The sequence below is a fragment of the Halomonas sp. E19 genome (genome assembly GCF_052439355.1).
Lineage (GTDB): Bacteria > Pseudomonadota > Gammaproteobacteria > Pseudomonadales > Halomonadaceae > Halomonas.
In genome coordinates this window covers 1,127,462-1,141,643 of the sequence record NZ_JBNFWU010000001.1, presented here as the reverse complement: position 1 = coordinate 1,141,643, position 14,182 = coordinate 1,127,462, and the positions used below count along the sequence as shown (strand labels likewise).

Sequence of the window (14,182 nt, the reverse complement as noted above, 5' to 3'; positions counted from 1 at the left end):
TCAGAACGCTTCCCACTTCCCTTCCGCCGTGGCGGCGTCGCGCCTGCTGCGCGGCTTGGGGTCGATCTCGCGCGGTGCCGGTGGGCGTGCACCTTGGGTTGTCGGGCCTGCCAGGGCCGGCGCATCGTGACGCCCGGCCGCATGCGATTCAACGGCCAGGCGGAACACCGCCACGGCCTGCTCCAGCCGGCTGGCCTGCTCCTCGAGCGAGGCCGCCGCCGCGGAAGCCTGCTGAACCAGCGCGGCGTTCTGCTGGGTGACCTGGTCCATCTGGCCCACGGCCTGGCTGACCTGCTCGATGCCGTCGCTCTGTTCCTGGGAGGCCGCGGAAATTTCATCCATGATGTCGGTGACACGGCGCACCGAGACCACCACCTCTTCCATGGTCTGCCCCGCCTGCTGGGCCAGCACCGACCCCTCCTTGACCTGGGCCACGGAGCCCTCGATCAGCGTCTTGATCTCTTTGGCCGCCGTGGCGCTGCGGCTGGCCAGGTTGCGCACTTCACCCGCCACTACGGCGAAGCCACGTCCCTGCTCGCCGGCCCGCGCCGCCTCCACCGAGGCGTTCAGCGCCAGGATGTTGGTCTGGAAGGCGATGGAGTCGATCACGCTGGTGATATCGCTGATCTTCTGCGAGCTGGACGAAATGGCGCTCATGGTCGCCACCACGCGGCCCACCACCTCGCCGCCGCGCTCGGCGGTGGTGGAAGCCTCCAGCGCCAGGCCGCTGGCCTGGCGGGAATTGTCCGCGTTCTGGCGAACCGTGGCGGTGATCTGCTCCATGCTCGCGGCAGTTTCCTCGAGCGAGGCGGCCTGTTGCTCGGTGCGCGAGGAGAGGTCGTTGTTACCGCTGGCGATCTCCCGCGTACCAACATGGATAGAGGCGCTGCTGTCGCGCACCTGGCCGACGATGCGCACCAGGCTCTGCTGCATGTTGCGCATGGCATTGAACAGCTTGCCGAGCTCGTTGCGGCTGCCCTCAGGGATACGCCCGGTCAGGTCGGCCTTGGCGATGGTCTGCAGGTGCGTCACGGCGGAGTTGAGCGGGCCGATGACGGTAACCCGCAGCCCGGCATAGACCAGGCCCAGCACGACGATGGCCAACGCCAGCGCCGCTAGCTTGATCCACTCGAAGCGAGTGGCCTGGGCCTGGAAGGCGTCGGTCATCGCCTGACCAGCACTGAATCCATAAAGGACAAAGGCGGTCATGCTCTCGTCCAGCGCCTGGCTCGGCACCATGAGGCTGTCGCGCAGGCTGCCGAAGCGCGGCGTGTTGAGCTGGTCGAGCGCCTCGTGCTGCTCGCGCGACAGCGCCAGGACGGCGCGGAAGCTGTCGATGAGGGGCACGGCCAGGGCCTCGGCCGACTTGGTTTTCGGTGCCGCGATGAAATGGTTCAGTCGTTCTTCCGCCTGCTGCAAGCGGTCGAGCGCCACGTCGAGCTGACGATTGGCCTCGGCCATGCGGCCCAGCATGATCTGGTTGGAGGCGATCTCGAGGCTGACCCGGGCCACATTGAGCAGCGCATCGCCACGATTGATCTCGTTGAGCTGCTGCATGCTGATGCGGTTCAGGTCGGCCATCACACGGTCGGCGTTGCGATCCGACAGCATGGACAGCGCCGCCACCAGGCTGATCAAGGCGGCAAAGCTGAGCAGTGCCGCGATCACGGTGACATGGATACTGAGATTGCGAACCAGGCGGTTCATGTCAGGAGCTCCCATTTTATCGAGACGTGAATTCGTCTTCTGCTCTTCCGTCAGACTCGCTGCGCCCGACCGGACGCCGCCACCAGCGCCATTAGGCGCTCGGGGATGTCGTGCAGGCTGACAACCTCACCGGCGCCACCCACGGCGATGGCCTCCCGCGGCATGCCGAACACCACGCAGCTCGCCTCGTCCTGGGCCAGGGTGGCCGAGCCGGCCTGGCGCATCTCGAGCAGGCCCGCTGCGCCATCCTTGCCCATGCCGGTTAGGATCACCCCGATGGCATTGCGGCCGGCCTGGGTGGCGGCCGAATGAAACAGCACGTCGACCGAGGGGCGGTGGCGATTCACCGGCGGCCCGTCGTCCAGGCGCGCCACGTAGTTGGCACCGCTGCGCGCCAGCTTCAGGTGCGCATCGCCCGGGGCGATGTAGGCGTGCCCCGGCAGCACGCGCTCACCGTCGCTCGCCTCCTTCACCGTCAGGCTGCACAGCCGGTTCAGGCGCTCGGCGAACGACCGCGTGAACCCACCCGGCATGTGCTGGGTGATGAGAATGGCGGGGCTGTTGGCCGGCAGCGGCTCCAGCACGGCACGAATCGCCTCGGTGCCCCCGGTGGAGGCACCGATGATGATCAGCTTTTCGCTCGACATCAGCGGCGCCTTGAGCTGCGGCCGGGGCGAAGCTTCGCTGTGGCGCACCTGGCGCGGCCGCGACTTGGCCGCGGCGCGGATCTTCTCGGCAATGTCGTTGGCATACTCCAGCATGCCGCTGCGAATCCCCAGCGACGGCTTGGCCACGAAGTCCAGCGCGCCCAGTTCCAGCGCCCGCAGCGTCACCTCCGAGCCGGCCTGGGTCAGCGAGGAGACCATCAACACCGGCATGGGGCGCAGGCGCATCAGCCGTTCCAGGAAGTCGAGGCCGTCCATGCGCGGCATCTCGACGTCCAGGGTCAGTACGTCGGGGTTGTGCTGCTTGATGAGGTCGCGTGCCACCAGGGGTCGGGAGCGACGGCCACCACCTCCATGTCCGGCTGCGAATTGATGATCTCGGTCAGCAGATCACGTATCAGCGCCGAATCATCAACGCACAGCACCTTGATCTTGTTCGATCCCAAGGCAAGGCCTCCTTGTTTGAGAATCGCTTGTCGCGGCCCAGGCCGACAATCCATAGGCACACCATCGGCCTGGGCGTAAAAAACTTTAATGTCCACGGGAGTTTTTGCTGGCTGCCCGAGCGCGCCCGTTCCATGCAGGCGAACGGCCAACCCTCGCTCAGCGAGGTTCGGGCGTCGCCTACGCCAGGGTGTAAACGGTCTGGCCGCGCAGGCGAACCACCTTGCTGATGTAGGAGAAGTTCTCCGAATGGCCGGCGAACAGCAGGCCGTCGGGCTTCAACAGCGGCGCGAAGCGCTCAAGGATTCGCGCCTGGGTCTGCTTGTCGAAATAGATCATCACGTTGCGGCAGAAAATGGCATCGAAGGGCCCTTCACGGGCCACGTCGACGCCAGCAGGTTCATCGGCAGGAACTCGACCAGCGAGGCCACCTCGGGGCGCACCCGCGCCAGCCCCTCATGCGGACCGCGGCCCTTCTGGAAGAACTTCCTGATGCGCTCCTCCTCGAGCTTGCGCACCTGCTCGAGCGGATAGATCCCCGCCCGTGCCCGCGCCAGCGCCTCGGTGTCGATGTCGGTTGCCACCACCCGAGCGTCCGCGACCCGGGAGCCGAGCGCCTCGTGTAGCGTCATGGCGATCGAGTAGGGCTCTTCCCCGGTGGAGGCCGCCGCGCTCCACACCCGCACCGGCCCAGTGACCTTGCGTACGTGCTCGGCCAGCAGCGGGAAGTGGTGGGCCTCGCGGAAAAACGCGGTCAGGTTGGTGGTCAAGGCATTGGTGAAGGCTTCCCACTCACGGGCATCGGGCTGCTTGGCAAGCCGCGCCAGGTAGTCGCTGAAGCGCGTCATGCCGTGATGGCGCAAGCGCTTGGCCAGGCGGCTGTAGACCATTTCGCGCTTGTGCTCGGCCAGCACGATCCCGGCCCGCTGGTAGATCAGCTGGCGGATCTTGCCGAAATCCTCATCCGTCAGGATCAGGTCGCGCTCCAGCTGACCCAATCCCGACCATTGCCCGGCATCAGTGCCGGGCTCGTCTCGTGGCGTCAAAATGTTTCCCACTCCTCATCATTCACCCTGGCGGCCCTGGCCGGTGCTCGCCTGGCAGGAAGCGGATCCTCATGGCGGGACATGGCATGCTCCGCACCGGCACGGCTATCGCGCGCCGCCTCGGCGGGCGAAGCCAGTGCCTCGACCCGCTCCTGGCCCGCATCACGCAGGCGGAACGCACGAATGGCCTGCTCCAGCAGTTCGGCCTGGCGCCGCAGGTCGCTGGCCGCACGAGCGCTGTGCTGCACGCGCTCGGCGTTCTGCTGCGTGACCTGATCCATCTCGGTGATCGCCTGATTGATCTGGCCGATGCCGCTGCTCTGCTCTTCCGACGCCGCCGTGATCTCGCCCATGATGTCGTTGACTCGCGCCGACGCCGCGACCACCTCGGCCATGGCGCGCTCGGCACGCTCGACCTGGCTCGCCCCCTGCAGGATCTCGTCGGCCGAACCATCGATCAGGCGCCGAATCTCCTTGGCAGCCTCCGCGCTGCGTCCGGCCAGGTTGCGCACCTCGCCCGCCACCACGGCGAAGCCGCGCCCTGCTCGCCGGCCCGCGCCGCCTCCACCGAGGCGTTGAGCGCCAGGATGTTGGTCTGGAACGCGATGGAGTCGATGACGTTGATGATCTGCTTCATCTTTTCGGCACCCGCCGTGATGCGCTGCATGGTCTCGACCACACCGTGCATCAGCTCTCCGGTCTCCTGCACGCGCCCGGCGTTGTCGAGCGCAAGCCCGCTGGCCTGCCGGGCGTTGTCGGTGTTCTGGCGCACCGTGGCGGTCATCTCTTCCATGCTCGAGGCCGTCTGCTGCAGCGAGGCGGCCTGCTGCTCGGTGCGCGAGGAGAGGTCCTCGTTGCTCTGGGCGATGGCGCGGGTGGCGGGAGTGACCACGTCGATGCCCTTGCGAATGGTATCGGTGGTGCTGTAAAGGCTCTTGCGCATCGTATCCAGGGAACGCAACAGGGCGCCGATCTCGTCGTGGCGGCGCTGCGGCGAACTCACCGCCAGGTTGCCCGTCGCGATCTGCAGCGTGAAGGCTTCGGCCTCCTCACCGGTCGTATGACGGCACGCAGCGTCCAGAAGCCCAGCAGGAACAGGAACAGGATGCTCCCCGCAACGGCGATGGCCTGGCCCATGAGCATGGCCAGCTGGCCGCGCTCGGCCTGCACGGCCAGCTGGTTGGCAAAGACCAGCTTGCCTTCGATCAGCACGTTGATACTTTGGCTGATGGCGTTGGCCTCGGGCCGCAGCACCTCGTTGTACGCTTCGTAGGCGACGAAACCGCTGCCGTTGAGCAGCGCATCCATGGCCGGCTGGATGCCTTGTGCGATGGCTCTATCGAGCTGCCCCGACAGCTCGGCTACCGAGCCATGCTGCGCTTCTTCGCCGGCAAGGAAGCGCTGCCAGGCGTCCTGCATCGTTTCGACGACCTCGTCGACCTCCTGCGCCAGGGCATCCATCTGCTCGGGGCGCAGCGAGCGCGGATTGCGCACCGGACGCTCAAGATCGATCATCAGCTGGCTCAGCAGCTGGTCGATACGCTGCAGGTTGGCGATGTCCTGCACCCCGTTGACGTTGAGTTGCTGGACCCGGTCGCCGGACACCTTGAGCCCGTAGAATCCGACGCCGCCGCTGAGCAGCAGCAGCAGCACCGGCACCACGGTCATGGTGATCAGCTTGGCGCGCAGGGTTCGCACATTGAGGCGTGCCAGCCAGCCCAGCGGGCCACGACGCACCAGGCGCCCCTGGCGAAGGGCCGTGCTGCCGCGACCGTCGCGCAGCTGGCGGTAGGCCCGCTCCGCGGCGGCCACTTCCTCCGCAGTCGCGACCGTGCGCACCGAGGTGTAGCCATGGCACACCTTGCCCTCGAGGATCGGCGTCACCGTGGCATGCACCCAATAATGATCGCCGTTCTTGCGCCGGTTCTTGACCACGCCCTGCCAGGTGCCGCCGCGCTTGATGGTCTGCCACAGATCCGCGAAGGCCTGCGCCGGCATGTCGGGATGGCGGATCAGGCGATGCGGCGCGCCGATCAGCTCATCGAGGTCGTAGCCGCTGACCTCGACAAAGGCCTTGTTGGCATAGGTGATGCGCCCTTCCAGATCCGAACGAGTGATGAGCAGATGCTGCTCGTCCAGCGAATATTCGCGCTGTGTTACCGCCTGATGGTCACTCATTGTCTTGCCCCCTGGCCAATGCCCCATGCGATGCCTGCGCGGCCGTGCAGCCGCAAGCAGGTCGCCTGCCGTTCTTGTTGTATCGTCTTGTCGTGCTGCCTTGTCGTTTCACCTTGGATGCAGTCGCCCGCTTCCAGAACGAAGCCCAATCCTCTTCCTGGGCCTGGCGCCGGACGCCGCCGGACGCACCGGCTGCCGGCTCGCTGCACCGGGATGCCGGCAGCGGGTCCTGTTCACGTGAGGGCAGCGCCGCCTTCGCCTCAGGACCGGCCGGCGTCGGCGAGGCCTGGCCCGCCAGGCGGAAGCGCAGCACCGCTTCGCGCAGGCGCGACGCCTCCGCCTCGAGCTGGGTCGCCGCCGTGGCCGCCTGCTCCACCAGCGCCGCATTCTGCTGCGTCACCTGATCCATCTGGGTCACCGCCTGGTTCACCTGACCGATGCCGTTGCTCTGCTCCTGCGAAGCCGAGGCGATCTCGTCCATGATGTCGCTGACGCGCTGCACGGCCGCGACGATCTCCCGCATGGTCTGGCCCGCCTTGTCGACCCGTGCGGTACCGACATCGACCTTTTCCAGCGACGCCTGGATCAGCGTGCGGATCTCCCCGGCCGCCCCCGCACTGCGCCCCGCCAGGTTGCGCACCTCCTGGGCCACCACCGCGAAGCCGCGGCCGTGCTCACCGGCCCGCGCTGCTTCTACCGAAGCGTTCAGGGCCAGGATGTTGGTCTGGAAGGCGATGCTGTCGATCACGCTGATGATGTCCGACATGCGGTGGGCACTGGCGTTGATGTCGTGCATGGTCGCCACCACCTCGCCGACGACCTCCCCCTGGGCGGCGGTACGCGACGCCTCGGCGGCAAGCTGGCTGGCCTGGCGCGCATTGTCGGCGTTGTGCTCCACGGTCGAGGCCAGCTGCTCCATGCTGGAGGCGGTCTCGGCCAGGGAGGCGGCCTGCTGCTCGGTGCGCGAGGAGAGTTCGCCATTGCCCTCGGCGATGTCCTGGGCGCCCAGGAAGATGCCTTCGCTGCTGCGGCGCACCGTACCGACCGTGCTGGAAAGCCCTTCCTGCATGTGCTTGAGGGCGGTGAACAGGCGGCCGATCTCGTTGTTGCCGCGGTTCTCCACCGGCTGCGAGAGGTCGCCCCTGGCCAACCCTTCGAAATAGCCCACCAGCCGCGCCAGCGGCTGCAGTACGTTGGCGTTGATGCCCCACACCACGACCAGCATCACGCCGACCGACCCCGCCAGCACGGCCACGATGCCCAGGCGCATCCTGTCGGCCATGAGCGTAAACGACGCCAGATACGACGCGCCCGAGTCGCCGGCATGAGGCGCCATGGCGGTAACCGCCTCGCCGCCCAGCCTCAGCGCATAAAGCCCCAGCAAGCTGAGCGCCACGATCATGCCGCCGAAGAACAGCAGCACCAGAAACCAGCTGGCCCGTACGGTCAGGTTGTCAAGAAGCTTCATCATTTACCCATATTCCCCATATCGGCCTGCAACGCACTGAACACGCTGGGTTGCTTCGCCGCGCGTCAGTCGGCGACCTGTTCGACGAGTTCCATTTCATCGCTGGTCAGCAGCTTGTCGATGTCGACGATCACCAGCATGCGGTCGTCGAGGCTGCCAAGCCCGCTGAGGAAATCCGACGACAGGGTGACGCCGAATTCGGGCGCCGGCTTGATCTGGTCCGGCGACAGCGTCATCACGTCGGAAACCCCGTCGACGACGATGCCGACCACGCGATCCTCGACGTTGACCACGATCACCACGGTCTGACCGCCGTACTCGACCTTTTCGAGGTGGAACTTGATGCGCAGGTCGACGATCGGCACGATCACGCCGCGCAGGTTGGTCACGCCCTTGATGAAGTCCGGCGCGTTGGCGATCCGCGTGACGTTCTCGTAGCCGCGAATCTCCTGCACCTTGAGGATATCCACGGCGTACTCTTCATCGCCCAGCGAGAACACCAGGAATTCACGATTGTGGGCTTCGGCCGCCACCAGGGCCGCGTCTGACGACTGTTTCATGGCGTTGTCTCCAGCGTTGTGTCGGATAGGGCTTCTATAGGGGTGAGGCTGCGCTCGGGCCGACGCTTCTCCTTCTTGGCCCGGCTCAGCCGGTGCAGGCCGGTAATGTCGAGGATCAGCGCCACGCTGCCATCGCCCAGGATGGTAGCGGCCGATACGCCCGGCACCTTGCGATAGTTGGTCTCGAGGTTCTTCACCACCACCTGCTGCTGGCCCACCAGGTCATCTACCAGCAGGGCGTAGCGCCGCCCTTCGCCCTGCACGATCACGGCGATGGTGTCGGTCAGCTCGGTCTTGGCCTGGGGCACGTCGAGCGCCTCGTGCACCGCCACGACCGGCAGGTACTCGTCGCGCACCTTGAGCACCACGTCGTCACCGGCCATGGCGTAGAGGTCGCTTCGGGCCGGCTGCAGCGATTCGAGCACCGCCGACAGCGGCAGGATGAACATCTCGTTGCCGACCTTGATCGACATGCCGTCGAGGATGGCCAGGGTCAGCGGCAGCACGATACGGATGGTGGTGCCCTCTCCGGCACGCGACATGATCTGCACATGACCGCCCATGCCCTGGATGTTGCGCTTGACCACATCCATGCCGACGCCGCGGCCGGACACGTCCGTCACCTCCTTGGCGGTGGAGAAGCCAGGGCGAAGATCAGCTGCCACACCTCGTCGTCGCTCATGGCATCCGAGACGGGCAGACCGCTTTCGCGCGCCTTGGCCAGCAGCTTGCCGCGATTGAGGCCGGCGCCATCGTCGATCACTTCGATGATGATATTGCCGCCCTGATGCTTGGCCGATAGCACCAGCTTGCCGGTGCGCGGCTTGCCCGACGCCTCACGCACCTCGGGCGGCTCGATGCCGTGGTCGAGGCTGTTGCGAACCAGGTGGGTCAAGGGGTCGATAATGCGCTCGGTGAGGCTCTTGTCGAGCTCGGTGGACTCGCCCTCGGTAACCAGCTCGATCTCCTTGCCCAGCTTGGCGGCGGTTTCACGCACCACGCGGGGGAAGCGGCTGAAGACGAAGTCCATTGGGATCATGCGGATCGACATGACCGCTTCCTGGAGGTCCCGCGCATTGCGCTGGAGCAGGCTCATGCCGTTCAGCAGGGCGCCGTCGGCGACGCCCTCCAGCTCACTGACCGTCTGATCGAGCATCGACTGGGTGATGATCAACTCACCCACCAGGTTGATGATCTGGTCGACCTTGTCGACGGAAACGCGAATCGAGGTGGACTCCCCGGCCCCCTTGGCCTTCGCCTTGGCTGGCGGCTTGGCCTTGGGCTCGGCCGCTGGCACCACCGCGGGCGCGGCCGGCGCAGGCTCGACGGCAGCGGCAGCCGGTGCGGATGCCGCCTTGGCAGGCGCCTGCGCCGGGCCAGCGTCCGGGGCCGATACGATCTGCAGCTGGTCGGCATCAACGATGAAGCACATCACCGCCTCGATGTCGTCGTTGCTCACCGTGGAGACCAGCGTCACCTCGTAGCGCGCCTCATCGCCCCCTGTGCCACCACGTCGCCGAGCTGGGCGAGCTCCTCGACCAGCAGCTGGCGATCCTTCTCGCGCACGTTGAGCAGCGCCACCACCCGCTGGCCCTGGACGACGGGCTCGGCTTGCGCCACCGGTGCAGCTACCGGCGGCGGTGCGACCGGCGCCGCAGCGCCCCTCCAGGTTCTGGCCGATCTCCTCCAGGGCGATGCGTTGCAGCGTCTGGCAGATACGCTCGAAGGCCTCCTGGTCGGGCTCGTCACCGTTGCGGTAGGCGTCTAACTGGTCGCTGAGCATATCCTTGGTTTCCAGAAAGGTGTCGACGATGTCCCGACGAAGCACGAGCTCGCCCTTGCGGGTGTGATCCAGCAGGTTCTCGAACAGGTGGGTGGTGCGCTGCAGCACCTCGAAGCCGAAGGTGCCCGCCCCTCCCTTGATGGAGTGCGCGGCACGAAAGATGGCGTTGAGCTGCTCGGTATCCGGCGCGTCGACGTCCAGCTCCAGCAGGTAGCGCTCCATGTCGGCCAGCAGCTCGTCGGCTTCCTCGAAGAAAGTGTCATAGAAATCCGTGATATCCATGCGCAGTCACCACCAAGTCAGTTTGTGTTCCACACGCCGCTCACTCGGCGCCGAGTGAGCGTCGCAGGCTTTCCGTGAATTGTTCCACCGGGGCCACGTTCACCTCGCCCTCGAGCCGGCTGCTCATCGGGCTGGGTACCCCCGGGCCTTCGAGGACGCTGGGGCGGCGAATGTATTCGGCAACCTCCGGCAGCAGCACCAGCAGCTCGATGCGGCGGTTGTCGGCATCGGCAGGGTCGGTGTCGGGCAGCGGTACGCGGTCGGCAAAACCCGAGACGCGCAGCAGCTTGCTCGAATCCAGCCCGCCCTGCACCAGCTCGCGGCGCGATGCATTGGCCCGGTCGCTGGAGAGCTCCCAGTTGCTGTAGCCGCGATAGCCGCCGACGAAGGGCACGCTATCGGTATGGCCGCTGATGCTGAGGTAGTTCGGCAAGTCGTTGAGCAACGGCGCGATGGTGCGCAGCAGGCTGCGCATGTACGGCGCCAGGCGATCGCTGCCCAGGTCGAACATGGGCCGATGTTCGGCATCGAGCAGCTGGATGCGCAGCCCTTCCGGGGTGAGATCGAAGCGCATCTGCTGGCGCAGCTCACGCAGCTCCGGGTCGGCGTTGATCGCCGCCTCGATGCGTCGCTGCAGGTCCATGAAGAAGCGCCGCTGCTGTTCGCTCGGCCGCGTGAACTCACGCGTATCGATACGCGCCCGCTCTCCGTCGCTGTGAACCGGATCGGGGCCGCCCCCGGGAATCACGCGGGTGCTGCCGGAGCGATCGCCACCGGTAATGGCGGTGGTCAGCGGCGTACTGAAATAGTCGGCCACCCCCTGGCGCTGCTCCTCGCTTGCCACCGACAGGATCCACATGACCAGGAACAGCGCCATCAACGCCGTCATGAAGTCGGCCAGGGCGATCTTCCAGCTGCCGCCGTGGTGCGCGTGGACGATCTTCTTGCGCCGAATGACGATCGGACGCTTATCGCCGCCCGCACTCATTCGACTGCAGCACCCGACTTGGCATTACGCACGTACTCTTCCAGCTCGGTGAACCCCGGCCGCTCGGCGGTATGCAGCGCCTTGCGCCCGAATTCCACCGCCAGCTGCGGCGCGTAGCCGTGCAGGCTGGCCAGCAGCGTGATGCGTATGCACTGCAGCATCTTTTCCGCTTCCTTGATCTGACGTTCGATGCTGCTGGCCACGGGATTGATGAAGCCGTAGCCCAACAGGATGCCGAGGAAGGTGCCAACCAGGGCGTGAGCAATCATCTCGCCCATCTGTTCCGGCCCGGCATCGGCGTAAGTCAGCGCCTTCACCACCCCCATGACCGCCGCCACGATGCCGAATGCCGGCATGGCGTCGCCCACCTTGGCAATGGCATCGGCAGGAATGTGCGCCTCCTGCTCGAAGGTCTCGATCTCGTGCAGCATCAGCTCGTCGATTTCCATCGGGTCCATGCCGCCGGCAACCATCAGGCGCAGGTAGTCGGTCAGGAAATTCATGATCATAGGGTCTTCCAGCACCTTGGGGTGCTCCTGGAAGAGCGCGCTGTCCTGGGGGCTGTCGATGTCGCGCTCGATGCCCAGCATGCCTTCACGGCGGATCTTGCTGAGCAGCTTGAACTGCACCGCCAGCAGCTCCATGTACATGTCCTTCTTGTACTTCTTGGTCCGCCTCAGCTTGGGAATGATCTTGAACGTGGCCACGATGGCCTTGCCGTTGTTGGCGGCGATGAAGGCCCCTACCCCGGCGCCGCCGATCATCAGCAGCTCGGTCGGCTGGTACAGGGGGCCAAGGAAGCCGCCCGCCAGCACGAAGCCGCCGAACACGCACAGAATGACGACGAGATACCCCAGAAGAATCAGCACAACCGATACCCTTTCATGGATGTGTGGCGACGATATGCTGGAGATATCGGCACGCCGGCTGTCGACTTGAGACTTTCACGAAAAAAGCCGCTCCGGACGAACCGGAACGGCGTGCTGCTTTTTCAAGGGCTGTTTTTCAAGGAGTGTGGTCATTACCATGACCGCCTTGGATCAACCTACCCGGCGAACCAAGGGCACCACCAGGTCGAGCCCTTCGCCCAGCTCCTGCTCGCGCCGCTTGCGCGTCTTGCCCGCTCGCGACGGCGGCATGCAGATTCCGCAGGCGTAGTCGTGTTCCGGCGAGTGTGCATGGGCGACGAAACGCCCCCGCAGCAGGTACAGCTAGACAGCTGCAGCAGGTCGCTCTCGAAGAAGCGCACCAGCGTCCAGGCACGGGTGAGCCCCAGCACCGGCTCCACGCCGTCGAGGCTGACCTGCTCGTGGTAGAGGCGGTAGGCAGTGACGAAGGCCTGCATGCGTTCGCAGCCCTGGTTATCAAGCAGGCTGCGATAGATGTTATAGAACAGCGAAGCGTGCACGTTGGGCAGCCAGGTGATGAACCAGTCCGTCGAAAACGGCAGCATGCCCTTGGGCGGCGACATACCACGCACTTCCTTGAACAGCCGTATGAGGCGTGCACGGCTCAGGTCGGTTTCCGACTCCAGCACCTGCAGGCGCGCGCCAAGCTCGATCAGCTCGATAGCCAGCTGGACCTGCTGCATTTCCTCGACAAGACTCTTCTGCGCCATCGCTCAGCGCTCCCGAGCCGGTGACGAAGCGCCCTGCACCGCCATCAGCAGCGAAGCATGGAACTGGGCCAGACCGTTTTCCCGGGGATTGTCGACGACCTGACGCAGCCTGTCGGCGCCTTCGAAGCCAAAATGACACAGCAGCTGATTGGTGCGGGCGAGGCGGGTCAGCTGGCTTGCGCTGAGCGACACCAGCAGGTCGGCGGTCTCTTCGTCGACCTTGAGGCGAAACATGGCCGCCGCGCGATCGTCATTCAGCAGCCGCTGAGCCAACAGAAGGTAAGCAAGGTTGAGCTCCTGGATCTCGTCCAGATAGTTCATGGCTTTCATTGACTGTTCCCTGCACGCGGCCTGGCGCGTGTCCTATCGTTTTGTCGTTACGTTCCGATGTTCACCGGCGGTAGAGCCCGTGAGCCAAGGGCTCATACCAGGGCATCATGCGGCGCCAACGGAATCGAAACGGATTGTGACGTTAAGAAACAGGAATTGCCAACCAGCCAAAAGCATCAGAACGCCCAGTCAACGTTCGACGTAGATCAATACTTTTTTATTAAGCCTGTAACCCGTTGGGTTTACGAGAGAAAAAAGCAACGCTGCACAATTGACAATCCGCGCGTCTCATGACCCAGGCGATTTTTTGGATACATTTTTTTACAAATTTTTACCTTTCTCACCCTGCTCCAGCTCGTAGACCCAAACCAGCAGCTCGGCAATGACCTGATACAGCAGCGGCGGTATTCGCTCATCCAGGTCGAGCCCCATCAGCAGCGACACCAGCTCCGGGGCGTCATGTACGTAGATTCCCTGGCGCTTCGCCTCCGCGAGGATCCGCTCCGCCATGTCGCCATAGCCCTTGGCCAGCACCCGCGGGGCATCGTCGCCCTCGCGATACGCCAGGGCAACGGCCTGACGCCGCCGCTCGGGTTTCGAATCAGCCATTTCCCCATTCCTCGCCGCGGCCTTCGCCCGACCTCTCGCTGCGCCGCACGTCGATCAGCACCCGAGTAAGGCCGACATCCTGGAGGCGCTGCTCCAGCAGGCCCGCTTCGCGTTCGAGTCTATCCCGCAAGGCAGTATCGAAAGCGCTCAGCTCTAGCCGCAGCTGCGTGCCCTGCAGCCACATCGCCACGCCGATATCGCCCAGGCTGGGCACGCGCAGCGTCATTTCGGAATGCCAGGCCTCGCCTCCCGGCTCGTCGCCGTCGTCCTGGTCTTTCTCCTCCTCGCGCCTGGCGCCCGGCGGCACGTTCACCACCAGCGCGAGAAAGATGCCGGCCCACACGTCCCCCTCCCAGCGCAGCACCGGCGTGACCAGCATTTCGAGCTGGTGGCGCACCAGCCCCTGCAGGCTTTCATGCACCGGCTCTGCGCCTCCTCGAACCCGGTGGGAAGCCTCAAGCGCTTCACGCCCCGCGGGCGGCTGAGCCTCCGTCGAGGCTAATC

The 14,182-nt window shown here is 65.5% G+C and carries 8 protein-coding genes and 5 pseudogenes; all 13 read right to left on the bottom strand.

Going from position 1 to position 14,182, the window contains the following annotated elements:
• The 13 genes and pseudogenes from ACUDAL_RS06125 to fliK all read right to left on the bottom strand — a co-directional run bounded on the left by ACUDAL_RS06125 (position 1) and on the right by fliK (position 14,099).
• Complete coding sequence (locus tag ACUDAL_RS06125; protein WP_444677499.1) at positions 1-1,707, bottom strand: methyl-accepting chemotaxis protein; 1,707 nt, start codon at positions 1,705-1,707, stop codon at positions 1-3.
• Between the two features lie 50 nt (positions 1,708-1,757).
• Positions 1,758-2,818, bottom strand: a pseudogene (locus ACUDAL_RS06120) (protein-glutamate methylesterase/protein-glutamine glutaminase).
• A 178-nt stretch (positions 2,819-2,996) separates the two neighbouring features.
• Positions 2,997-3,805: pseudogene (locus ACUDAL_RS06115) on the bottom strand (CheR family methyltransferase).
• Positions 3,806-3,858: 53 nt separating this feature from the next.
• Positions 3,859-6,040: pseudogene (locus tag ACUDAL_RS06110) on the bottom strand (methyl-accepting chemotaxis protein).
• Positions 6,033-7,511, bottom strand: a complete 1,479-nt coding sequence (locus ACUDAL_RS06105) for a methyl-accepting chemotaxis protein (RefSeq protein ID WP_444677498.1) — start codon at positions 7,509-7,511, stop codon at positions 6,033-6,035. Before ACUDAL_RS06105 ends, ACUDAL_RS06110 begins: the two are co-directional and overlap by 8 nt.
• Before the next feature lie 62 nt (positions 7,512-7,573).
• Positions 7,574-8,068 (bottom strand): chemotaxis protein CheW, encoded by a 495-nt coding sequence (locus tag ACUDAL_RS06100; RefSeq protein WP_444677497.1) that lies wholly within the window; start codon positions 8,066-8,068, stop codon positions 7,574-7,576.
• Positions 8,065-10,133: pseudogene (gene cheA, locus ACUDAL_RS06095) on the bottom strand (chemotaxis protein CheA). Before cheA ends, ACUDAL_RS06100 begins: the two are co-directional and overlap by 4 nt.
• Before the next feature lie 40 nt (positions 10,134-10,173).
• Positions 10,174-11,121 carry a flagellar motor protein MotB gene (gene motB / locus ACUDAL_RS06090; RefSeq protein ID WP_444677496.1) on the bottom strand — a complete coding sequence of 316 codons (948 nt, stop codon included), beginning with the start codon at positions 11,119-11,121 and terminating at the stop codon, positions 10,174-10,176.
• Positions 11,118-11,990, bottom strand: coding sequence for a flagellar motor stator protein MotA (gene motA, locus ACUDAL_RS06085; protein ID WP_444677495.1), 873 nt, complete (start codon positions 11,988-11,990; stop codon positions 11,118-11,120). Before motA ends, motB begins: the two co-directional genes overlap by 4 nt.
• Positions 11,991-12,161: 171 nt before the next feature.
• Positions 12,162-12,739 (bottom strand): annotated as a pseudogene (flhC, locus tag ACUDAL_RS06080) (flagellar transcriptional regulator FlhC).
• A 3-nt stretch (positions 12,740-12,742) separates the two neighbouring features.
• Positions 12,743-13,069, bottom strand: a complete 327-nt coding sequence (flhD, locus tag ACUDAL_RS06075; RefSeq protein WP_444677494.1) for a flagellar transcriptional regulator FlhD — start codon at positions 13,067-13,069, stop codon at positions 12,743-12,745.
• Positions 13,070-13,390: 321 nt separating this feature from the next.
• On the bottom strand, positions 13,391-13,678 hold the full coding sequence (locus ACUDAL_RS06070) for an EscU/YscU/HrcU family type III secretion system export apparatus switch protein (RefSeq protein ID WP_444677493.1): 288 nt from the start codon (positions 13,676-13,678) through the stop codon (positions 13,391-13,393).
• A complete protein-coding gene (gene fliK / locus ACUDAL_RS06065; RefSeq protein WP_444677492.1) occupies positions 13,671-14,099 on the bottom strand; it encodes a flagellar hook-length control protein FliK in 429 nt (142 codons plus the stop codon). The genes ACUDAL_RS06070 and fliK overlap by 8 nt, the downstream gene beginning before the upstream one ends.
• Between the last annotated feature and the right edge of the window lie 83 nt (positions 14,100-14,182).

Coding starts and splice junctions, on each gene's coding strand:
- ACUDAL_RS06125 (WP_444677499.1), bottom strand. CDS start 1,707: ATGAACCGCCTGGTTCGCAATCTCAGTATCCATGTCACCGTGATCGCG.
- flhD (WP_444677494.1), bottom strand. CDS start 13,069: ATGAAAGCCATGAACTATCTGGACGAGATCCAGGAGCTCAACCTTGCT.
- ACUDAL_RS06070 (WP_444677493.1), bottom strand. CDS start 13,678: ATGGCTGATTCGAAACCCGAGCGGCGGCGTCAGGCCGTTGCCCTGGCG.
- motB (WP_444677496.1), bottom strand. CDS start 11,121: ATGAGTGCGGGCGGCGATAAGCGTCCGATCGTCATTCGGCGCAAGAAG.
- ACUDAL_RS06100 (WP_444677497.1), bottom strand. CDS start 8,068: ATGAAACAGTCGTCAGACGCGGCCCTGGTGGCGGCCGAAGCCCACAAT.
- ACUDAL_RS06105 (WP_444677498.1), bottom strand. CDS start 7,511: ATGATGAAGCTTCTTGACAACCTGACCGTACGGGCCAGCTGGTTTCTG.